The sequence below is a fragment of the Zavarzinia sp. CC-PAN008 genome, assembly GCF_051903925.1.
In the GTDB taxonomy this organism is placed as follows: Bacteria; Pseudomonadota; Alphaproteobacteria; order Zavarziniales; family Zavarziniaceae.
Window position 1 is genome coordinate 368,938 of the sequence record NZ_CP173678.1, and the last position, 19,201, is coordinate 388,138.

Annotated in this window: 18 protein-coding genes; 8 read left to right on the forward strand and 10 right to left on the reverse strand. The window is 69.5% G+C overall.

What is annotated here, in order from left to right:
* Window positions 1-4: 4 nt before the first annotated feature.
* Window positions 5-1,051: a D-2-hydroxyacid dehydrogenase gene (locus tag ACI6GS_RS01855; RefSeq protein ID WP_439816073.1), complete on the forward strand. Its 1,047-nt coding sequence runs from the start codon at window positions 5-7 to the stop codon at window positions 1,049-1,051.
* Window positions 1,052-1,210: 159 nt separating this feature from the next.
* Here ACI6GS_RS01855 and ACI6GS_RS01860 read toward each other — a convergent pair whose 3' ends face one another.
* A complete protein-coding gene (locus ACI6GS_RS01860; RefSeq protein ID WP_439816074.1) occupies window positions 1,211-2,479 on the reverse strand; it encodes a cytochrome P450 in 1,269 nt (422 codons plus the stop codon).
* A gap of 139 nt (window positions 2,480-2,618) precedes the next feature.
* Between ACI6GS_RS01860 and ACI6GS_RS01865 the strand changes: the two genes are divergently transcribed.
* Both ACI6GS_RS01865 and ACI6GS_RS01870 read left to right on the forward strand, forming a co-directional pair.
* Window positions 2,619-3,230 (forward strand): TetR/AcrR family transcriptional regulator, encoded by a 612-nt coding sequence (locus ACI6GS_RS01865; RefSeq protein ID WP_439816075.1) that lies wholly within the window; start codon window positions 2,619-2,621, stop codon window positions 3,228-3,230.
* A gap of 168 nt (window positions 3,231-3,398) precedes the next feature.
* A complete protein-coding gene (locus ACI6GS_RS01870) occupies window positions 3,399-4,685 on the forward strand; it encodes an MFS transporter (protein ID WP_439816076.1) in 1,287 nt (428 codons plus the stop codon).
* Window positions 4,686-4,701: 16 nt separating this feature from the next.
* Here ACI6GS_RS01870 and ACI6GS_RS01875 read toward each other — a convergent pair whose 3' ends face one another.
* The 7 genes from ACI6GS_RS01875 to ACI6GS_RS01905 form a co-directional block, all read right to left on the reverse strand.
* Window positions 4,702-5,838, reverse strand: coding sequence for a DUF4340 domain-containing protein (locus ACI6GS_RS01875; protein WP_439816077.1), 1,137 nt, complete (start codon window positions 5,836-5,838; stop codon window positions 4,702-4,704).
* Window positions 5,839-5,872: 34 nt separating this feature from the next.
* Complete coding sequence (locus ACI6GS_RS01880; protein ID WP_439816078.1) at window positions 5,873-7,999, reverse strand: GldG family protein; 2,127 nt, start codon at window positions 7,997-7,999, stop codon at window positions 5,873-5,875.
* Window position 8,000: 1 nt separating this feature from the next.
* Entirely contained in the window at window positions 8,001-8,729 is a 729-nt protein-coding gene (locus tag ACI6GS_RS01885) for an ABC transporter permease subunit (RefSeq protein ID WP_439816079.1), read from the reverse strand.
* A gap of 10 nt (window positions 8,730-8,739) precedes the next feature.
* Entirely contained in the window at window positions 8,740-9,693 is a 954-nt protein-coding gene (locus ACI6GS_RS01890; protein WP_439816080.1) for an ABC transporter ATP-binding protein, read from the reverse strand.
* Window positions 9,694-9,905: 212 nt separating this feature from the next.
* Window positions 9,906-11,483 carry a hypothetical protein gene (locus ACI6GS_RS01895; protein WP_439816081.1) on the reverse strand — a complete coding sequence of 526 codons (1,578 nt, stop codon included), beginning with the start codon at window positions 11,481-11,483 and terminating at the stop codon, window positions 9,906-9,908.
* Window positions 11,484-11,700: 217 nt separating this feature from the next.
* On the reverse strand, window positions 11,701-12,426 hold the full coding sequence (gene phbB, locus ACI6GS_RS01900; protein ID WP_439816082.1) for an acetoacetyl-CoA reductase: 726 nt from the start codon (window positions 12,424-12,426) through the stop codon (window positions 11,701-11,703).
* A 110-nt stretch (window positions 12,427-12,536) separates the two neighbouring features.
* On the reverse strand, window positions 12,537-13,712 hold the full coding sequence (locus ACI6GS_RS01905) for an acetyl-CoA C-acetyltransferase (protein WP_439816083.1): 1,176 nt from the start codon (window positions 13,710-13,712) through the stop codon (window positions 12,537-12,539).
* Window positions 13,713-13,881: 169 nt separating this feature from the next.
* On the opposite strand from ACI6GS_RS01905, the gene phaR reads away from it, so the two are divergent.
* The gene (gene phaR, locus ACI6GS_RS01910; protein WP_439816084.1) at window positions 13,882-14,505 is read left to right on the forward strand and encodes a polyhydroxyalkanoate synthesis repressor PhaR; all 624 of its coding nucleotides are present in this window, start codon (window positions 13,882-13,884) and stop codon (window positions 14,503-14,505) included.
* A 40-nt stretch (window positions 14,506-14,545) separates the two neighbouring features.
* On the opposite strand, the gene ACI6GS_RS01915 is transcribed toward phaR, so the two are convergent.
* Window positions 14,546-15,055: a GNAT family N-acetyltransferase gene (locus ACI6GS_RS01915; protein WP_439816085.1), complete on the reverse strand. Its 510-nt coding sequence runs from the start codon at window positions 15,053-15,055 to the stop codon at window positions 14,546-14,548.
* 42 nt (window positions 15,056-15,097) lie between these two features.
* On the opposite strand from ACI6GS_RS01915, the gene ACI6GS_RS01920 reads away from it, so the two are divergent.
* The 4 genes from ACI6GS_RS01920 to ACI6GS_RS01935 all read left to right on the forward strand — a co-directional run bounded on the left by ACI6GS_RS01920 (window position 15,098) and on the right by ACI6GS_RS01935 (window position 17,873).
* A complete protein-coding gene (locus ACI6GS_RS01920; RefSeq protein WP_439816086.1) occupies window positions 15,098-15,577 on the forward strand; it encodes a TerB family tellurite resistance protein in 480 nt (159 codons plus the stop codon).
* A gap of 102 nt (window positions 15,578-15,679) precedes the next feature.
* Entirely contained in the window at window positions 15,680-16,015 is a 336-nt protein-coding gene (gene fdxA, locus ACI6GS_RS01925) for a ferredoxin FdxA (protein ID WP_439816087.1), read from the forward strand.
* A gap of 299 nt (window positions 16,016-16,314) precedes the next feature.
* Window positions 16,315-16,830, forward strand: a complete 516-nt coding sequence (locus ACI6GS_RS01930; protein WP_439816088.1) for a CarD family transcriptional regulator — start codon at window positions 16,315-16,317, stop codon at window positions 16,828-16,830.
* A gap of 167 nt (window positions 16,831-16,997) precedes the next feature.
* The gene (locus tag ACI6GS_RS01935) at window positions 16,998-17,873 is read left to right on the forward strand and encodes a hypothetical protein (RefSeq protein WP_439816089.1); all 876 of its coding nucleotides are present in this window, start codon (window positions 16,998-17,000) and stop codon (window positions 17,871-17,873) included.
* 10 nt (window positions 17,874-17,883) lie between these two features.
* Here ACI6GS_RS01935 and ACI6GS_RS01940 read toward each other — a convergent pair whose 3' ends face one another.
* A complete protein-coding gene (locus tag ACI6GS_RS01940; protein WP_439816090.1) occupies window positions 17,884-19,173 on the reverse strand; it encodes a M48 family metalloprotease in 1,290 nt (429 codons plus the stop codon).
* Between the last annotated feature and the right edge of the window lie 28 nt (window positions 19,174-19,201).

Consider the following 19,201-nt stretch of genomic DNA (forward strand, 5'->3'; position numbering starts at 1 on the left):
CTTGATGAACAGCACTCCATCGCCCGTCCGCCGGACCCGCGGCGTGGGCCGCCGCGTCGGCACCGGCCGGGTCCGCGTCCACTTCGAGAACAATGCCGACTTAGGGCCGGTGTTCGAGGTGACGGAGGCCCGCGTGGCCGAGGCGATCGCCCGCAACCCGCTCCTGGCCGACCTCGTCGACGTGACGCTGGGCCAGGACGGCGCCACCTGGGCCCGCGACATGGCGGATGCGGAGGCGCTGTTCGGCTGGCGCTTCTCCAAGGACAACATGGCCACGGTTGCACCGGCCTTGCGCTGGGTCCACGCCCATGGTGCGGGCGTTGAGCACCTGCGCCCGTTCGACTGGCTGCCGCCGCAGGCCGCCCTGACCAACAGCCGTGGCGTGCACGGCGACCGCGCCAACGAATACATGCTGATGGCGCTGCTGATGTTGAACAACCGGGTGCCGACCATGGTCGGCAACTTTGCCAGGAGGCGCTGGGTCCAGGCGTTCAATACCGAGATCGCGGGCAAGACGCTGCTGATCCTGGGCGTCGGTCACCTGGGCGGCGGGGCCGCGCGGTTCGCGAAGAAGGTGGGGCTGAAGGTGATCGGCATCCGCCGCACCGGAAAGCCGGCCCCGCATGTGGACGAGATGCACACGCCGGATGCCCTGCACGCGCTGCTGCCGCGCGCCGACTTCCTGCTGTGCTCGGCGCCGCTGACCACGACGACGACGCACCTGATCGGGCGGGCGGAACTGGACCTGTTGAAGCCCACGGCCGGGATCGTCAACGTGGGCCGGGCCGACGTGATCGACTACGCCGCCCTGGCCGACAAGCTGCGCCGGGACGAACTGTCTGGCGCCATCCTGGACGTCACGTCGCCCGAGCCGCTGCCGTCCGATTCGGAGCTGTGGCAGGTGCCGAACCTGCTCATCACGCCGCATTCATCCTCGGACGATGCGGAATGGTACTGCGCCCGCTCCCTCGACCTGTTCTTTGCCAACCTGGTCCGCTTCGCTGCGGGCAAGCCGCTGCGCAACACCGTCGACCGCGCACTGGAATATTGAGCGGAACCGCTGCCCTGTGATGCTTCGAGACGGGCCTGCGGCCATCCTCAGCATGACGCCGTTGGTTTTCCTGGAGAATTCCGAACTGTCGTCATCCTGAGGAGCCGGCCACCAGGCCGGCGTCTCGAAGGATGCAGGTGCCAACGGCTCTCACGGTGCTCACGCGTGAAGGCGGACGGGAAGGCTGGTGAAGCCGCGCACGAAGTTGGAGCGCAGGCGGACGGGCTCGCCCATCACCTCGATCCAGGAGAAGCGGGCCAGCAATTCCTCCCACAGGATGCGCAGCTGCATTTCGGCCAGGCGATTGCCCAGGCAGCGATGTACGCCAAAGCCGAAGGACAGGTGCTGGCGCACCCGCGGCCGGTCGATGACGAGGTCGTGCGGCCGCTCGATCACCCTCTCGTCCCGGTTGCCGGACAGGTACCACATGACCACGCGGTCGCCCTTGCGGATCGTCTGGCCGGCCAGCTCGACATCGGCGATGGCCGTACGCCGCATATGCGCCAGCGGCGTCTGCCAGCGGATGATCTCCGACACCAGCCCGTCCACCAGGGCGGGATTGGCCTTCAGCTTCTCGAACTCGGCCGGGAACTGGTTGAGCGCCAGCACCCCGCCGGTCATCGAATTGCGCGTCGTGTCGTTGCCGCCAACGATCAGCAGCAGCAGGTTGCCCAGGTATTCCTCTGCCGTCATGTGCCGCGTGGCGGGGGAATGGATCATCATCGAGATCAGGTCCATGCCCGGCGCGGCATTGACCCGCTCGTGCCACAGGTCCTGGAAGCGGGCCGCGCAGTCCATCAGCTCGGCCGTGCGCTGGTCCCAGCTGTCGATGATGCCGCCGCCGGGCTCGGCCGTCGTCACGTCCGACCAGCGCGTCAGCTTGGCCCGCTCCTCCAGCGGAAAGTCGAGCAGGGTCGCCAGCATCAGCGTCGTCAGCTCGATCGACACGGTCGGCACCCAGTCGAAGACGGGCCCGACGGGCAGGCGGTCCAGCACGTGGCAGACCCGTTCGCGGATCAGGCCAGACAACCGCGCCAGGTTGGGCGGCGCCACGACAGGCGCCACGGCCTTGCGCTGTTCGTCATGGCGCGGCGGGTCCATGGCGATGAAATTGGGCAGGTTCACCTGCCCCTCCCCGCCCTTCTGGATGCGGTCGTCGAGCACGATCCCGCCATGCGCCTGCTCGGACGAGAAGACCTGGTGGTTCGTGTCCACCTGCATGATGTCGTGGTAGCGCGTCACCGACCAGTAGGGGCCATAGGCGCTGTCGGCGCAGTAATGGACCGGTGCTTCCCGCCGCAGTCGGGCAAAGACCGCGTGGACCGAATCGTCCTCGAACAGTTCGGGTCGGCTGACGTCGATCTGGCTCACCGGAATCGCATCCAGCGATGACAGCACGCCCTGCGTGCGCTCTAGCGTGTCCAGCATCGTCGCTCTCCCGGCTCCTGACGCGGATCCGCGCCCTATTGAGTATATATTCAATAGAGGACTGAACGCTGTCAACCGCCACTGTCACCCAGCGATTGCGGCATAATCCGCGCCGATCCGCAGCAGCCCCTCCGTACCCATGCCGTCATTGCCTGCACGCACCCGCCTGGCCCCCGATGCGCGCCGGGCCCAATTGCTCGATTGCGCGATGGCGGCCTTTGCTGAACATGGGGTTGCCCGGGCCACCCACTCCCACGTCGCCCGCCTGGCGGGTGTGTCGGTCCCCACCGTGCATGCCTATTTCCGGACTCGGGAGGATCTGGTCGCGGCCGTGCTGGACGCCACCGGCGCCTGGCTTGTCGCCCTGTGCGAGGACTCGCTGGCCGACCTTCCCGCGCGGCAGGCGCTGTGGCGGCTGGGCAGCCGCTTCGTGGCCGCGGCCCCGCACCATGCCGACCTGATCCGCGTCTGGCTGGACTGGAGCACCGGCGTGCGCGCAGACGTGTGGCCCCGCTATCTGGTGGTGCTTGAGCGCATGCACGCCGCCGTCCGCGCCGCCCTGCAGCGGGGCAAGGACGCGGGCGACCTGGCATCCAGCCTGGACGAGGCGACCGCCGCCCGGCTGTTCATCGGCGGCGGGCACACCTCCGCGCTGATGCTGTTCTCTGGCGCCAGCGCGGCCGAGCTGGCCCGCTTCGTCGACGACCTGGTCGCCAGCATCATGGCCCTGGGGCGCGTCGACGCGGGCTGAGGGCCCATGCCCCCGCAGGCTGCCCATCGCGCGGGACAAATCGGCCACACCCGCACGGCATTTGTGACACCCCCGCGACAAGGGTCCGCCGCCCGCGTTCGCACTTGCTAGACCAGATCCAGAAAGCAGGCTTGGCGTGTTGCCGGCCAGACAGAAGGGCCAAGCCCCATGCCGGACGCGTCCGCCCAAGACACCCCGATCACGACGCCGGAACAGCGCCGCCGGGCTTTCCGCCTGCTGTTCGTGTGCCTGGTCTGCGTCGGCATGGGGCACACGATCATGTTCTCCCTTCTGCCGCCCCTGGCGCGTGAACTGGGCATGACAGAGACGCAGACGGGCTACATTCACATGTCTGCCGCCATTGTCTGGGTCCTGCTCAGCCCCTGGTGGGGCCGGCGCAGCGACCTGTGGGGGCGGCGTCCGGTCATCCTGATCGGCCTGCTGGGCTTTTCGCTCTCGTCGGTGATGTTCGCCTTCGCCGTCGACTGGGCCATGGCCGGCTGGGTCAGCGTTCCGGCGGCCCTGGGCCTGATGATCTTCAGCCGGCTGGTCTATGGCATCCTGGGTTGCGGAGTCATGCCGGCAGCCCAGGCCTATGTCGCCGACCGCACGACGCCCGAGGAGCGCACCGCGGGCCTGGCCGGCCTGGGCGCCGCGTTCGGCCTGGGCTCCACCCTGGGGCCGGCGGTTGGCGGCGCCCTTGTGGTGCTCAGCCTGGTCGCCCCGTTCCACGGCCTGGCGCTGCTGTCGCTGGCGAGTGCACTGGCCATCTGGTTCCTGCTGCCCGAGCGCACGCTGCCACGGCAGCAGCAGTCGGGCGGCAAGCTTCACCCCTGGGACGGCCGCGTGGTCTGGCACCTGGCGGTGGGCCTGCTGATGGGCACGGTCCAGTCGATCATCTTCCTGACCGTCGCCTTCCTGTTCATGGACGTTCTGGTCCTGAACGCGCGCGACGCCGCCCAGATGGTAGGCGTCGGCATGATGGCATCGTCCATGGCCGCCCTCTTCGCGCAGATCGTGATCGCCCAGAAGCTGAGCCTGCCGCCCTCCACGCTGTTGTGGCTGGGGGCGGTCATCAATGCGGCGTCGTTCGGCCTGTTCCTGGTGGCGGAGTCCTATGGGCCGCTGGTCTTTGCCCTGGTCCTGTCGGGCCTGGGCATTGGCATCGCGCGGCCTGGCAACATCGCCGCGGCGTCGCTGTCGGTGGGCCCCGCGGAGCAGGGGCGCGTCGCCGGCCTGATGAATGCGACGATCGCCGCGGGCTGGATCATCACGCCCGTCGTCGCCCTGCCGCTCTATCGCCAGGGCGCCCACATCCCCTATGCGCTGGGGCTGGGCCTGTCGCTGGTTCTGATCGCCATCGTGGTCCTGCATCCGGCCATGCGGCGGGCGGGCCCCGGGACAAGCCCGGCACCCCTGCCCGAGACGACCGACCCGTCCTTCCCCGGGACCTGAACGCGACGCCTGGCGTCTATTGCGCGGGCGGGGTCGCCGTGCCGCTGGCGGGCGGGATCGGCTGGACCAGGTCGTCCACGGTGTTGCGCATCACGGTCAGCTTGTAGCCCGGCAGTTCGAAGGCCCAGCCCGTGACCGCGGCATTCCACGCATCGACCTGTGCCTTGACCTTGTCGGCCGGCAGGATCAGGGAGGTGCCATCCGGCGCGGGGACGCTGGGCAGCCCCTTGGCCGTGTCGGACTGCGCCTGGTCGAAGGTGACGTCGAACCTGGTCCACGACCGGCCGTCCACCTCGACCGTCGTCGCCGTAACCACCGCGCCGTCAAAGGTCAGGAAGGTGTTCACCAGCGGGTCCTTGGCGAAGTCGATGCCCTCGGCCTTGCGCACATCCTCGAAGTTGAGCAGCTGGATCAGGGTGCCCAGGCCGTTGGCCGCGCCAGGATCCTTCAGCTCCTTGCCCGCCGGCAGGCCTTCCAGCTGGAACATGTCGTCCTTGGGGCCCAGGCGGAAGACGCGGACCGCCTTGCCATCCGGGCGCCGCGTCGTCGCCGCCATCAGGCGCTCGCGCACGACCACGAACAGCTCGGTGTTCATCCAGCGCGCCGGGGACAGTTCCGGCTCCGCCAGCCCCCGGGCGAGCCAGGTCTGGTCGTCGCCCGGCTTGCGGACATAGATCGTGTTGGTCAGGGCGCCCGCCGTCGTCGTCGGCTCCTTGCCCACGACCAGGCTGGCGATGGGCTCGCCCGCCCCGTCCTGCAGGGCGATCAGGCTGCCGGTGGCACCGTCCTGTCCCGGCTCGACCAGTCCCAGCGCGGCGAAGTTCTCGGGCTTGCGGGTTCGCGGCTCGATCAGTTTGGCATCGGCCAGGCCGACCAGGAACGGCTTGATCCGCTCGAAGCGGGCGGCATAGCCGCCGCGCTCGGCAATGGTCCAGGTCTCGCCCTGGCCCCGGCTGAGGGTCAGGCCGGTCCCGTCCTTTCCGGTCAAGCGGATCGTCGCCACGTCGTTCAGGCGGGCCGACAGGTCCGGGAAGACCGGGCTGCCGGACAGGTCGCTGACCATGTCCTGGCGCGAGCGGATCGCGAAGATGATCGCCAGCACCAGGACCAGGGCCGTGATGCCGCCCAGGATGGCGAGAGTGCGTCCACGCATGAGCTGATTCCCGATCCTCTGCTTGCCGTCCGCCTCAGGCCCCGGCCGCGCGCCGGCGTCGCGTGGCGGCGACGCCCAGCGCCAGCAGGGCCACCAGGACCGGCATGGCCCCGATGTTCACGACCTTCACGATCCGCTCCAGACTGTCGATGTCCTTCTGCAGGTTGTGCTGGACGTCGCGCAGTTCCTTGCGCGTGGCCAGGACCGCCTCGGATGCCTCGCGGATCTTCTGCTCCTGCTCCGGGCTGACGATCGAGCCACCGCCCGGATTCTCGCGGCGCAGCGCCTGGATCTCGGTCTGCTTCTCCTCCAGCGTCCGCTGCAGCACCTGCTGGCGGGCCAGGAACTGCTGCTCCGCCCCGCGGCGCAGGTCGGCGACGCGCTCGAACGGACGTTCCGTCCGGCCGCGGCTGCGCAGCGTGATGAGCTCGGACGAGCCCAGCAGGTTGTCGACGGCATTGACGATGAAGGCGCCGTTGTCCGCCACCGGGATCGCCATGCGCTGGCCGCCATCGCCTGCGATCTGGACCCAGAAACGGTCCTGCAGCATGTCGCTGTCGGCAACCACGATGACGTTGATCGGACCCGCCGATTCCTTCAGCTGCGGCCGCTCGGGCGAGCCTGCGCCGGGCGGCGCCAGTTCCGGCTCCGGTTCCGGCCCGCCCGGGATCGTGGCGGGCGCAGGCGCCTGGTTCGGCTCCTTGGGCCCCTCGGGCTTGTCCTCCGCCGCGGCCGGTGCGCCGTCGGGTGCTGCAGCGGCCGGGGGTGCCGACGTGGCGGGCGGCGGCGCCGCGGCAGGGGGAGCCGACGCGGCAGGGGCCTCCGCCGGCGTCGTCGGGCGTGGTGCCACGGGCTGGCTGGCGCCGGTCACCGGCGGCGTCGGCAGGGCCGGCGGTCCGTCGGGGAACGCCGTGCGCGCCGGGCCGGTGATGCGCGCGGCCACCGTGTAGCGCTCGCCCGTGGGCAGGAAATTGCGCAGCAGGGTATCGGGATCGGTACGGCGCTGGGCCTCCGCCGTCTCGATCGCCATCGCGTCGTCGCTGGACTGGATCAGCGGGGTGAAGGTGGTGGTCGCCCCTTCCGCCGGCGTGAAGAAGCCGCCGGAGCCGATGGTCACCTGGTGCAGGTCGGCGGTGGTCACGTCGGTGCGGTCCATGCCCTGCTCGCCCAGGCCCGCCCACAGGACATAAGGCACCGCCTGGCGGCGACCGCTGCCCGGCATGTTGACGTTCAGCGCCTGCTTGCGGTCGCCCAGGATCTTGGTCACGTCGTAGTTGACGCCCCAGGCCTTGAAAAGCTTTGGCAGGTTCGAGGAATTGGGGATCTGGCCGCCCATGGGCGATCCCGTCGATGCCTCGGAATAGGGATCGACCAGGACCAGCACCCGGCCACCGGCCAGGACATACTGGTCGATGGCATAGATCGCCTGGTCGGCCAGGTCGCCCGGATGGGCGATGATCAGCAGGTTGATGTGATCGCCGATCTGGACCATGTCGGACGCGAACATCCGCACTTCATAGACCTGGGCCAGCTGCTCGTAGATCGCGTAGGGCTGCGACTGCCCGCGCATCGCGGCCATGGCGCCGCCTGGCCCCGTTTCCATCGGCAGGCTGGTCAGCAGGCCCACGATCTTGCGCGCCGGGCCGGACAGGTTCTGGATCACCCGGGTCAGGTCGTATTCGAGGAACGCCTCGCGGTCGGGGGCAAAGATCGGAATGACCTCGTGCCGGTCGGTGGCGCCAGCGGCGACCAGCCCGAAATAGAACGGGTCGCCATTGGGCGTCTGGGTCGCCTGGATACCGGCGGCGACGGCATCGTCCTCGGTCTCGCTGAACGGATCGGGGTCGATCACCTCCAGCCGGATCATCCCGTTGCTGGCGGCCACATATTCGCGCAGCAGGTCGCGCACGCGGGTCGCGAACACCTTCACCTGGGGAAAATCGTTGCCCAGACGCTCGGAATAGAACAGGCGCAGGGACACCGGCTCGTCCAGCTTGGACAGCACCTGGTGCGTGCCGTCGCTGAGCGTGAACATCTGGTCCTGCGTCAGGTCGGCGCGCGCGCCCGTCAGGGTCACGTTGGCCAGAAGGTTCAGGGCGACGAACAGCACCGCCGCAAGGGCGATGACGATGATCCCGGTGCTGGAACGACGGCTCAGCATCTCAGGTCCCCTTCACGAACTCGATCACGACCGCGTTCACGACCAGCCAGAAGGCGATCAGCGTGACCGTGAAGACGATGTCGCGGGCGTCGATCACGCCCTGCACCACAGAATTGAAGTGGGTCAGGAAGCTGAACGACGCGATGGTGTCGATCAGCGCCTGGGGCGCCCAGCCGGTGAACAGGTCCAGGACCAGCGGCAGGCCGCTGACCGTGAACAGGAAGCAGACGACGACGCTGACCACGAAGGCGATGACCTGGCTGCGCGTCATGGCCGAGATGCACGAGCCGATCGCCAGGTAGCCGCCCGCCATCAGCAGGCTGCCGATGTAGCTGGCCAGGATCACGCCATTGTCCGGGCTGCCCAGGTAGTTGACCGTCAGCCACAAGGGGAAGGTCAGGGCCAGGGCGATCGCGGTGAAGGCCCAGGCGGCCAGGAACTTGCCCAGCACGGCCGAGAACAGGGTGACGGGCAGCGTCATCAGCAACTCGATCGTGCCGGCCTTGCGCTCCTCCGCCCACAGCCGCATCGAGATCGCGGGGATGAAGAACAGGTAGAGCCACGGATGGAACGAGAAGAAGGACTGCAGGTCCGCCTGGCCGCGCTCGAAGAACGAGCCGACATAGAAGGTGAACACCCCCTGCACGAACAGGAAGATGATGATGAAGACGAACGCCAGAGGTGTCGCGAAATAGGCCGACAGCTCGCGCCGGAAAACCGTCCAGGTCATGGAATAAGCCTCAGGCTGCGTCTGCGGGCGCGGCAAGGTCCTGGTCGCCGGTGGTGAGGCGACGGAACACCTCGTCCAGGCGCCCCGGCTCGACATAGATGCGGTCGATGGGCCAGCCATTGAGGCGGGCCAGTTCGCCGACTTCGGCCACGATGGGGCTGCCGTCACGCGGGGAGACGAGGAACGACAGATTGGGCAGCCGTTCCTCCACCCCCGCCACATGGGCCAGGCGGCGCAGCGCGTCGGCCGCCCCGGGCACTGGGGTTGCCAGCTGCAGCACCACCGCGTTGTGGATGGTCGACATCGCTTCCAGCGAGGCGGGCGTCCCATCGGCCACGACGCGCCCCCGGTCGATGATGATCGCGCGGCTGCAGAGCGCGTCCACCTCCTCCAGGATGTGGGTGGAGATGACGATGGTCCGCTCAGCCGACAGGCTGCGGATCAGGCGCCGCACCTCGTGCTTCTGGTTCGGGTCCAGGCCGTCGGTCGGTTCGTCCAGGATCATCACCTGAGGCTCGTGCAGGATCGCCTGGGCCAGGCCCACGCGCCGCTTGAAGCCCTTGGACAGCGTGTCGATCTGCTGGTCCATCACCCGGTTGATGGCCACGCGCTCGACCGCCTGGTCGATCATCTCGCGCCGGCGCGGCCCCGTCAGGCCACGTACGTCGGCGATGAAGGACAGGAACGCGCGCGGCGTCATGTCGGGATAGGCCGGTGCCCCTTCGGGCAGGTAGCCAATGCGGCGCTTGGCCTCAAGCGGCCGGTCCGCGACATCGAAGCCGCAGACCCGAACCACGCCCTCGGTCGGGGCCAGGAAGCCGGTGATCACCTTCATGGTGGTCGACTTGCCGGCGCCATTGGGCCCCAGGAAGCCCAGGACCTCGCCCGGCTTGACCACGAAGCTGACGCCGTCAACGGCCGTCAACGCGCCGTAACGCTTAACCAGATTCTCGATTTCGATCATTCGGATACGCCCGTGCGTCGCCTTGAGCTTGCGCTGCGCACCCCCCGAACGGATTGGTAGCGCAAGCCCGGCATGGGATCAACAGGGTGGCTGGGAAGGAGACCATCCCTCTCACCGCTCATCCCCGCGAAGGCGGGGATCCAGAGTCACGCAAGGCAGCGCTGGCGGCCCTGGATCCCCGCTTTCGCGGGGATGAGCGGAGGAAAGAGGACCTAGCCGGTGATGACCTTGTCGCGGGTGCGCTTGACCTGGATCGTGCCGTCCTTGGTCGGGATGTAGCGGGTCTGGCCCGGCGACATGCCGTTCAGGATCTCCTTGATCTGGCCGCCCACGCCTTCGGATGGACCCTCACCGCCCGAGGCCTGCTCGATCAGCGCCAGCACGTCCTGTCGCTTCAGGCCGGCGGTCGCGATCTGTGGCTTGGCCGGGGCGGCGGGCCTGCCGCCCTTGCCCTTGGCGCCGAACCCCTTGCCCCCCGGCTTGCCGCCCCAGGGGCGGTCACCCTGGGGCCGATCCCCATGGGGGCGATCCCCATGGGGCCGATCCCCATGGGGGCGGTCGCCATAGGGGCGATCGCCCTGGGGCCGCGCGCCGTGGGGGCGATCGCCTTGGGGCCGGTCACCCTGCTGGCGCTCGCCCTGAGGCCTGGCGCCGCGGTCACCCTGGGGGGCGCCCGGGCCACCACCGGCCTGCGGCCGGTTGCCGTCGCGACGGCGTGGCCCCCGGCCGCCGGGACGCTCGCCCGGCCCCTGCTGGCCCTCCGCCTGGCCCTGGCGCGGGCCTGCATGCTGTCCCTCCGGCCGGCGCTGGCGCGGCGGCCGCGGGCCGCGCGGCTGCTGGCTGCGCTCCTGGCCGTCGCCGCCGGCAGGGCCGCCCGGCGCCTGCGGGGCCTCCTCCGCACGCACCTTGCGGCGCCGCATCTGGGCCGGCTGGCCGGCGGGCCCGGGACGCACGAACAGCACTTCCCGCCTTCCGCTGCGCGTGGCGGCCGGGGCCTTGGGCGCGTCGGCGGACGCGGACTCCCCGGCGGCATCGGCGCCGCCTTCGCCCTCGTGACCGTCGGCCGGAGCCCGGTCGCCCAGCGCGGCAGCCGGCTTGCGGCGACGGCGGCGGCGGCGCTTGGTGGGCGCGGCGCCATCGGCGGCCGTGGCCGCTGCGTCGCGCTGTCCTTCACCCCCGGATCCGCCCCCGGCCGCGTCGCCCTCGAGCGCATCGCCCTCGTTCGCGCCGCCGTGGGCCTCGTGCCCCTCGGCCGACGCGGCGTCCAGCGCGGTCCCTTCCGTCTGCGCCCCCTCCGCGGCTGCGGGAGACGGCTTGCGCCGGCGCCGGCGACGACGCTTGCGCGGCGCCCCCGTCTCGCCCTCGGCCGCGGCGACGGCATCGCCTTCGTCCCCGGCATCGTCAGCGCTCTCGCCATGATCCTGGGCGTCGGCGTGATCGCGCGCCTCTGACGTGTCCTGGGCCTCGCCCCCGGCCGGCGCCTCGGCGCCCGTGTCCACCGCCTCGGCGCGCACGGATGGCTCCGGCATCGGCGGTGGCAGGTCGGGCACGGCCGAATGAAGCAGCGTATCGTCCGCCGCTGGCATCTCGCTCACGCTCTGCGGCTCGGCACCCTCAAGCGGGGTGCCATCGGAATTGGCATCGATCACAAGCGCCTTCTCTCCGTCCCATCCGTCCAGCACCAGGCGCGGGTGGGCGGCGCCTGCGGTCTGGATCAGATTGCCACGGTGAAACCAGAGATCGAGCGCGTAGGTCACGCCCGTGCCTGGAAGCCGGTACAAACGCTCCATTTCCTGGACCTCCACCCGGCATTGTTCCCACCGGGCCCGATTAGATAGCGCGGCGCCGGCCCCAGGTCCAAGGCTTCGACGCGGTGGGCGATCGAAAGCGTCGCGCGTCGCCGTGCATCACAGCGCCAGACAAGAAGGGGGCGACCGCAAGGCCGCGGCCGCCCCCTGTGCCCTGTCCCCCCGGCCGATGCAGCGAGGCATCAGGCCGCAAGGTGGATCACCCCGCGATGTACTGGGCGCCGTTGGCCGTCAGCGTCGTGCCGGTGATGAAGCCGGCATCGTCGCTGGCCAGGAACACGACGGCGCGCGCGATCTCCTCGGCCTCGCCCAGGCGGCCCACGGGGATGGTCGCCACGACCTTGGCCAGCGCCTCGGGCTTCATCGCGGCGACCATCTCGGTCTTGATGTAGCCGGGTGCGATCACGTTCACCGTGATGCCCTTGTTGGCGCCTTCCTGGGCGAGCGCCTTGGTGAAGCCGATCATCCCGGCCTTGGCCGCCGAGTAGTTGGTCTGGCCGATCTGGCCCTTCTGGCCGTTGATCGAGCTGATGTTCACGATGCGGCCGAAACCGCGCTCGCGCATGCCCTCGATCACGGCGCGGGAGGTGTTGAAGACCGAGCCCAGGTCGACTTCGATCACTTCCTTCCACTGGGCGGCCGTCATCTTGTGCAGGAAGCCGTCGCGCGTGATGCCGGCATTGTTGACCAGCACCTCGACCGGGCCCAGGTCGGCCTCGATCTGCTTGATGCCGGCGGCGGTCGCGTCGAAATCGGCGACGTCCCACTTGTAGACGGGGATGCCGGTTTCGGCCTTGAAGGCCGCTGCCGCCTCGTCATTGCCGCCATAGTTCGCGGCCACGGTATAGCCCGCTGCCTTCAGGCCCAGCGAAATGGCATGGCCGATGCCACGCGTGCCACCGGTGACCAGTGCTACCCGACCCATAATACTCCCCTTCCATGGCTAGTGCGGCGCCCGGGTTGGTTCCCAGGCGCCGAGACGTCGTCGCTGCCCCCAGCGACCCGGCACCGACAAGGGGCCGGGACAGACAGCCGCTAGTCGCGGGCCAGGCACATGGCGATGCCCATGCCGCCGCCGATGCACAGGGTGGCCAGGCCCTTCTTGGCGTCGCGCTTCTGCATCTCGTGCAGCAGGGTCACCAGGACGCGAGCGCCCGACGCCCCGATCGGATGGCCGATGGCGATCGCGCCGCCATTGACGTTGACCTTGCTGGTGTCCCAGCCCAGGTCCTTGTTCACTGCCAGCGCCTGCGCGGCAAAGGCCTCGTTCGCCTCGATCAGGTCCAGGTCGTCGACCGACCAGCCGGCCTTCTTCAGCGCCGCGCGGCTGGCCGGGATCGGGCCCGTGCCCATGATCTTGGGGTCCACGCCGGCCTGGGCCCAGGACACGATCCTGGCCAGCGGCGTCAGCCCCCGGCGCTTCGCCTCCTCCGCCGACATCAGCAGCACGGCGGCGGCGCCGTCATTGATGCCGCTGGCATTGGCGGCGGTCACCGAGCCCTCCTTGTCGAAGGCGGGCTTCAGCCCCTTGATCGTGTCGATGGTGACGCCGTCGCGGATGTATTCGTCCTTGTCCACCGTCACCTCGCCCTTGCGGGTCTTGATGGTGACGGGGACGATCTCGTCCTTGAAGCGGCCTTCGGCGCGGGCCTTCTCCGCCTTGTTCTGCGAGGCGACGGCGAACTTGTCCTGCTCCTCGCGCGTGATCTGCCACTGGCGCGCCACGTTCTCGGCCGTGTTGCCCATGTGATAGCCGTTGAAGGCGTCCCACAGGCCGTCCTTGATCATCGTGTCGACAAGCTTGAGCTCGCCCATCTTGGTGCCGGCGCGCAGGTACTGGGCATGCGCGGCCTGGCTCATGCTTTCCTGGCCGCCGGCGATCACGATCTCGCTGTCGCCGTTCAGGATCGCCTGAAAGCCCAGTGCCACCGAGCGCAGGCCCGAGCCGCAGAGCTGGTTGACGCCCCAGGCCGGCACTTCCACCGGCACGCCGGCGCCGATCGAAGCCTGGCGCGCGGGGTTCTGCCCCTGCGCCGCGGTCAGGATCTGACCCATGATCACTTCGCCGACGTCCGCTGCCTCGACCTGGCCGCGCTTCAGCACCTCGCTGATCACGGTCTGGCCCAGCGTGTGGGCGGGCAGGTCACCAAAAGCCCCGTTGAACGAGCCGACCGGCGTGCGGGCGGCGCTGACGATGACGACCTCGGTCATGAAGCTTCCTCCTTGCGCATGCTCCCTGGAGTCCGGTTGGGGCATGCAACGATCCCTTGGTACGGACCTTGCCCAATGCCGGTTGAACGCGCAATGGGTGCTGCGCTGCCGAACTCCCGCTCCATGGGACTCTTGCGCAGCGCACACCTAAGACGCCACTATCGGCGCCATGGTCCAGCGAGGCGAGAACGTGGTCGACAAGGCAGGCGCGGGGGAAGCCCCCGTCACGATCAAGAAATATGCCAACCGCCGTCTCTACAACACGGCCACCAGCAGTTATGTCACCCTGGACAACCTTGCCCAGATGCTGAAGCAGGGGTCCGACTTTGTGGTGTTCGATGCCAAGACGGGCGAGGACATCACCCGCTCGGTGCTGACGCAGATCATCTTCGAGGAAGAGGGCAAGGGGCAGAACATGCTGCCCATCCGCTTCCTGCGACAGCTGATCCGCTTCTATGGCGACAACCTCCAGTCGGTGGTGCCCAACTACCTCGACATGAGCATGGAGGCATTTGCCCGAAACCAGGAGCAGATGCGCAGCTACATCACCGAGGCATTCGGCAAGACCCACCCGTTCCGCCAGTTCGAGGAACTGGCCCGGCAGAACATGGGCATGTTCGAGCGCACGGTGCGCATGTTCTCGCCCTTTGGCGCGGGCGGCGCCCTCAACACCCTGCCGCCTGCGGCGGAGGCCAAGCCCGCGGCTGCGGCCCCAGAGGACGAGATGGCGGAACTGCGGCGGCAATTGGCCGGCATGCAGAAGCAGCTGGACGAGCTCGCCTCCAAGAAATAGGCGGCGCAGTCGGGCCCGGCCGCGGGACAGGTGGCCGACCCTAGCCGGGCGCGCGCTTCGCGAGGCTCCGCAGCGCGGGGCCCGTGATCTGCCAGAGCTGCTCGCTTGCGATCTGCTCGCCCCCCAGCCGTCCATAGACGGCAAGCGCCAGGGCGTTCCGCTCCCACACCGTCCACTTGAGGCCATCCAGGCCTCGCGCCAGGACCAGGGCAGCCAGCGCGGCCATCAGCGCAACGCCGGCGCCGCGCCCCCTCGCCGCCTCGGCCACCGCCAGGTCGGAGAGGTAGAGGAAGCGGCGACCGGTGTGCCCCTCGATCATCGGCGCGTGCAGGGCGACGCCCACCACCTGCCCGCCATCGACTGCCACCAGGCCCTGCGCCAGCCGCGTGGGTCCCAGGAGCCAGGCGCAGAGCACGGACGGGTCCAGGTCCGGGTCGGGATCCTCCACATGCCGCGCCAGGCCCGCCAACAGGGCCCAGACAGCGGCCGCGTCGCTGCGGCGGAACGTCCTGACCCGCGGCGCCGGCGCCCGCTCTGCCGCATTGACCATGGAATGCCTGTGTTTCTGAGGGTTGTTTCGTGGCGTCGCAGCATGTTAGTGGAGCCGATGCTGGATCGGGTATTGGCAATGCTGACGGGGCAGGCCCCGCGTGCCGCGCCCGGGCGACAGGGCGGGCTGAAGCTGGCGGTTGCAGCCCTCCTGGTCGAGGCAGCGACGATCGACAACGGCTTCGACGCGGTCGAGCGGCAGACCATCCTGGATCTGCTGCGACGCCGGTTCGACCTGGACGGCGCGGAGGCCGAGGGGTTGCTGCAGCAGGCCTGGACGCTGCAGCAGGGGTCGACCCAGGTCCTGCGCTTCACCCAGGCGATCAAGGACGCCCTGGACGAGCAGGAACGCATCGGCGTCCTGGAACAGGTGTGGGAGGTGATCCTGGCCGATGGCCGGGTCGACGACCTGGAGGCGAACCTGATGCGGCGGCTGGCCGGCCTGGTCTATGTCACGGACCGGGACAGCGGGGACGCACGAAAGCGGGCGGAAGCCCGGATGGCAGCGGCAAGCCGGCAATAGCACGCCGGCGCCGGAGCGAGTTTCTGGTGAAGTGGGTGGCGGTCGGGCACAGGTGCCCGGGCCGGCCCAGCGGACAAGACGCCCAAAGGAGCGCGACCGAAGATGACGTATGTGGTCGGCGAAGGCTGCATCAAGTGCAAGTACATGGACTGCGTCGAAGTCTGCCCCGTGGACTGCTTCTACGAGGGCGAGAACATGCTCGTCATCCATCCTGACGAGTGCATCGACTGCGGCGTGTGCGAACCCGAATGCCCGGCCGAGGCGATCTTCCCCGATACCGAAAGCGCCATCGAGAAGTTCGCGGAGCTGAACCGGACCTATGCCCTGTCCTGGCCCAACATCACCCGCAAGGGCAAGGCGCCGGACGATGCCGATTCGTGGAAGGGCGTGCCCGACAAGTTCGAGAAGTACTTCGATCCGAACCCGCCCAAGCGGTGAGTCCGGCGGCGCGCCGCGCGACGTCCCGGCCGCTGCCCTGCCTGGCCGTGAACCGCCTCGCGCGGCACGGCAACGCAGGGCAGGCATACGTCAATTTCCTTCGATTTCCTGTCTTGGTGTGGTAATAATGAAGCCGGTTGAGATACCCGCTTCAGGATGAGGTTTCGCGCCGGTGTTGCGTCTCTTAAGACGTTGGGCCGCGGGCCTCGAATCAAACGAGACCGGGACTGTCGAAGTCTGAACCGATTTTTCGGTTCGGGGTCCCGACTGCGTTTGCCTTGGCATGCAAGGACGACAAGATGGCAGTGGCGAAGAAGAAGGCCCTAAGCTCCGAATTCGCGGCGGGTGACTATATCGTCTACCCGGCTCACGGCGTAGGCCGGATCCTGGCGGCGGAGCAGCAGGTCATTTCGGGCATCACGCTCGATCTCTTCGTCATCCATTTCGAGAAGGATCGCATGACCCTGCGCGTGCCCGTGGCCAAGGCGGCCTCGGTCGGCATGCGCAAGCTGTCCAGCCCGCAGAAGCTGCAGAGCGCGCTGGCGACGCTCAAGGGCCGCGCCCGCATCAAGCGCACGATGTGGAGCCGGCGCGCCCAGGAGTACGAGGCCAAGATCAATTCCGGCGATCCCGTCTCCATCGCCGAGGTGGTGCGCGACCTGCACCGCAATGCCGGCCAGCCGGAACAGTCCTATAGCGAGCGGCAGATCTATGAGGCCGCCCTGGACCGCCTGGCCCGCGAAGTGGCCGCGATCGAGGAGATCGACGAGACGGCAGCCGTGCAGCGGCTTGAGGCGCTGCTGAAGGCCGACTGACGTCCCATCCTGCGTCGACAAGGGCCGCCGCGCGATTCCAGCGCGGCGGCCCTTGTCGTTTCGGGGCTGGTGTCGTTTCGGGGCGGGCGATCGCCAGGTCGCAACCGGGCGACGCTTTTGTCACCACGGCATCCGCGCCATGATCGGTTCATGAGGTGCCCCAGGTCATGACGCCGCCGCAGCCGCCGGACCCGGCCGCAGCCGGTCCCGATGCACCCAGGCGCCAGACGCCCGAGCCGTCCCCATCGTCCAGCGAGGTCTTCGCCATCCTGGAGCGGCCCCGCCGCATCTGGGCCATTGCCGCGATCCATGGCGAGCTGGATCGGCTGGTCCGCCTGCACGACGCGGTGGCCGAGCGGATCCGCATGGGCGACCGGCTGGTCTACCTGGGCAACATGCTGGGCCACGGACCCGATGTGGTGGGCACGGTCGACGAACTGCTGGACTTCCGCTGCCGCGTCCTGGCCGAGCCTGGAATGATGCCGCAGGACATCGTCTACCTGCGCGGCGCGCAGGAGGAGATGTGGGCCAAGCTGCGCCACCTGCATTTCGCGCAAGGCCCGGCCGAGGTGCTGGACTGGATGCTGCGCCAGGGTCTGGCCCAGACGCTGGCAAGCTATGGCCTGGACGCGCAGGAAGGCATGGCCCGCTGCCGCGACGGGGCACCGTCGATCGCGCGCTGGCTCGCACGCGTGCGCCAGGTGCAGGCCGGGCATCCCGGCCATGAGGAGTTGATGGCCCACCTGCGCCGCTATGCCCGCTGCGACCAGGAACGGCTGCTGTTCGTCAATGCCGGGGTCGACCCGCACCGGCCGCTGAGCCAGCAGGCCGACACCTTCTGGTGGGGGACGGCCGACTTCGACACGATTGCCCGACCCTATGCGGGATACCGCCTGGTCGTGCGGGGCTTCGATCGGCTGCGGCGCGGCCTGGACCAGGCCGCGCACCGGCTGTCCCTGGACGCCGGCTGCGGCTTTGGCGGCCCGCTTCTTGGGGTCGCCCTGTCGCCCGAGGGCGACGTGCTTGAAGTCCTGAACGGCTGACGGCGCCGGGCTATCCGGCGCGAACGACGCGCACCCGCTGACCGGGGCGCAGTGTGTCGCGCGGGCCCAGGCCGTTCATCAAACGAAAGCGCGCCTGCGGCTGCACCACGGGCATGCCGGCGGCCAGGCTGGCAACGTCCTGACCCGGCCTAACGGTCACGATGGCCAGGACGCGGCGCCGCTGGCGCGCGCGCTCCTGCACCGACAGGGGTCGAAGGCTGAAGACGGTGTCGTTGAACGCGGGCTCGAAGCTGTCCAGGCGACCGGGGGGCGCCGCCAGCAGCAGGCGCAGGATGCGGGCCGGCGCCGGCCGCATTCCTGGCGGCTGGGGCAGGCGGATGGCGACCAGGCGCGTCTCGACGGGCCCGTCCAGGCGCATCGCCTCGGAGCGCGCGGTGGCGGCATCCTGCGGCCCGACGCGAAAGGACTGCAGCGCCTGCAGCGCCAGGTCCACCCCCCAGTTGCCGGCGAGCCACGCGGCCAGCCGACCCTGCGCTGGCCCTGGAACGACGTCCAGCTCGACCGTTGCCCCCTCCGGCCCCAGGGCGCTCACCACGCCAGGACCCAGGCGAATCTCGAAGCCCTGCGGCAGGTCGATGGCGAAGCCCTGGACCGGGTCCAGCAGGGTATTGCCCATGACGACGCCCAAGGCAGGGTCCGCCCCGAACAGCATGCCGTCGGTCGCCCGCAGCAACGCCTCGCGGCGGCGCTGGCCGGCACCCTGCGGCCGCACCTGCGCCGACAGGGCGCGCACCCGGGCAATGCGCTGCGCCAGCGCCGGGTGCGAGCGGGCAACGCTGTCCGGCACCGCGCCGTCGCTGCCTTCCAACAGGGACAGCTGCCGGCTGAAGTCCAGGAAGTCGGCCAGGGCGGCAGGGTCATAGCCCAGGTGCGCCAGGGCCCGGACGGACATCGCATCGGCCTGGAACTCCTGGTCGGGGCTGAAGCCCCCCTCGCCCGCGTGCTCCGCCGAGACATAGGCGTGGCCGGCCGCGACATGCGCCAGTTCATGGCCGATCACGCCGGCAAGTTCCGCCTCGTCGCGGACATTGGCCAGCAGGCCCCGGGTGACATACAGCCGCGCGCCCGAAGCGGCGAAGGCATTGATCTCGGGGGTGTTCAGGACCTGGACGCGCCACGCGCCTTCGGGCAGGCCCAGCGCCGGGGCCAAGGCCTGGGCCAGGCCATCGACGTAGAACTGCAGGCGGTCGTCGCGATAGGCTCCGCCATAGGCCTGCAGCACGACATCCGTCGCGCGAGCCGGCACGCCTGCGACGACCGCGAGCAGGAGAGCGAGCACGAAGGGCCGGAGCAGATGTCGACCCAGC

Coding starts and splice junctions, on each gene's coding strand:
- ACI6GS_RS01855 (WP_439816073.1), top strand. CDS start 5: ATGAACAGCACTCCATCGCCCGTCCGCCGGACCCGCGGCGTGGGCCGC.
- ACI6GS_RS01860 (WP_439816074.1), bottom strand. CDS start 2,479: ATGCTGGACACGCTAGAGCGCACGCAGGGCGTGCTGTCATCGCTGGAT.
- ACI6GS_RS01865 (WP_439816075.1), top strand. CDS start 2,619: ATGCCGTCATTGCCTGCACGCACCCGCCTGGCCCCCGATGCGCGCCGG.
- ACI6GS_RS01870 (WP_439816076.1), top strand. CDS start 3,399: ATGCCGGACGCGTCCGCCCAAGACACCCCGATCACGACGCCGGAACAG.
- ACI6GS_RS01875 (WP_439816077.1), bottom strand. CDS start 5,838: ATGCGTGGACGCACTCTCGCCATCCTGGGCGGCATCACGGCCCTGGTC.
- ACI6GS_RS01880 (WP_439816078.1), bottom strand. CDS start 7,999: ATGCTGAGCCGTCGTTCCAGCACCGGGATCATCGTCATCGCCCTTGCG.
- ACI6GS_RS01885 (WP_439816079.1), bottom strand. CDS start 8,729: ATGACCTGGACGGTTTTCCGGCGCGAGCTGTCGGCCTATTTCGCGACA.
- ACI6GS_RS01890 (WP_439816080.1), bottom strand. CDS start 9,693: ATGATCGAAATCGAGAATCTGGTTAAGCGTTACGGCGCGTTGACGGCC.
- ACI6GS_RS01895 (WP_439816081.1), bottom strand. CDS start 11,483: ATGGAGCGTTTGTACCGGCTTCCAGGCACGGGCGTGACCTACGCGCTC.
- phbB (WP_439816082.1), bottom strand. CDS start 12,426: ATGGGTCGGGTAGCACTGGTCACCGGTGGCACGCGTGGCATCGGCCAT.
- ACI6GS_RS01905 (WP_439816083.1), bottom strand. CDS start 13,712: ATGACCGAGGTCGTCATCGTCAGCGCCGCCCGCACGCCGGTCGGCTCG.
- phaR (WP_439816084.1), top strand. CDS start 13,882: ATGGTCCAGCGAGGCGAGAACGTGGTCGACAAGGCAGGCGCGGGGGAA.
- ACI6GS_RS01915 (WP_439816085.1), bottom strand. CDS start 15,055: ATGGTCAATGCGGCAGAGCGGGCGCCGGCGCCGCGGGTCAGGACGTTC.
- ACI6GS_RS01920 (WP_439816086.1), top strand. CDS start 15,098: ATGTTAGTGGAGCCGATGCTGGATCGGGTATTGGCAATGCTGACGGGG.
- fdxA (WP_439816087.1), top strand. CDS start 15,680: ATGACGTATGTGGTCGGCGAAGGCTGCATCAAGTGCAAGTACATGGAC.
- ACI6GS_RS01930 (WP_439816088.1), top strand. CDS start 16,315: ATGGCAGTGGCGAAGAAGAAGGCCCTAAGCTCCGAATTCGCGGCGGGT.
- ACI6GS_RS01935 (WP_439816089.1), top strand. CDS start 16,998: ATGACGCCGCCGCAGCCGCCGGACCCGGCCGCAGCCGGTCCCGATGCA.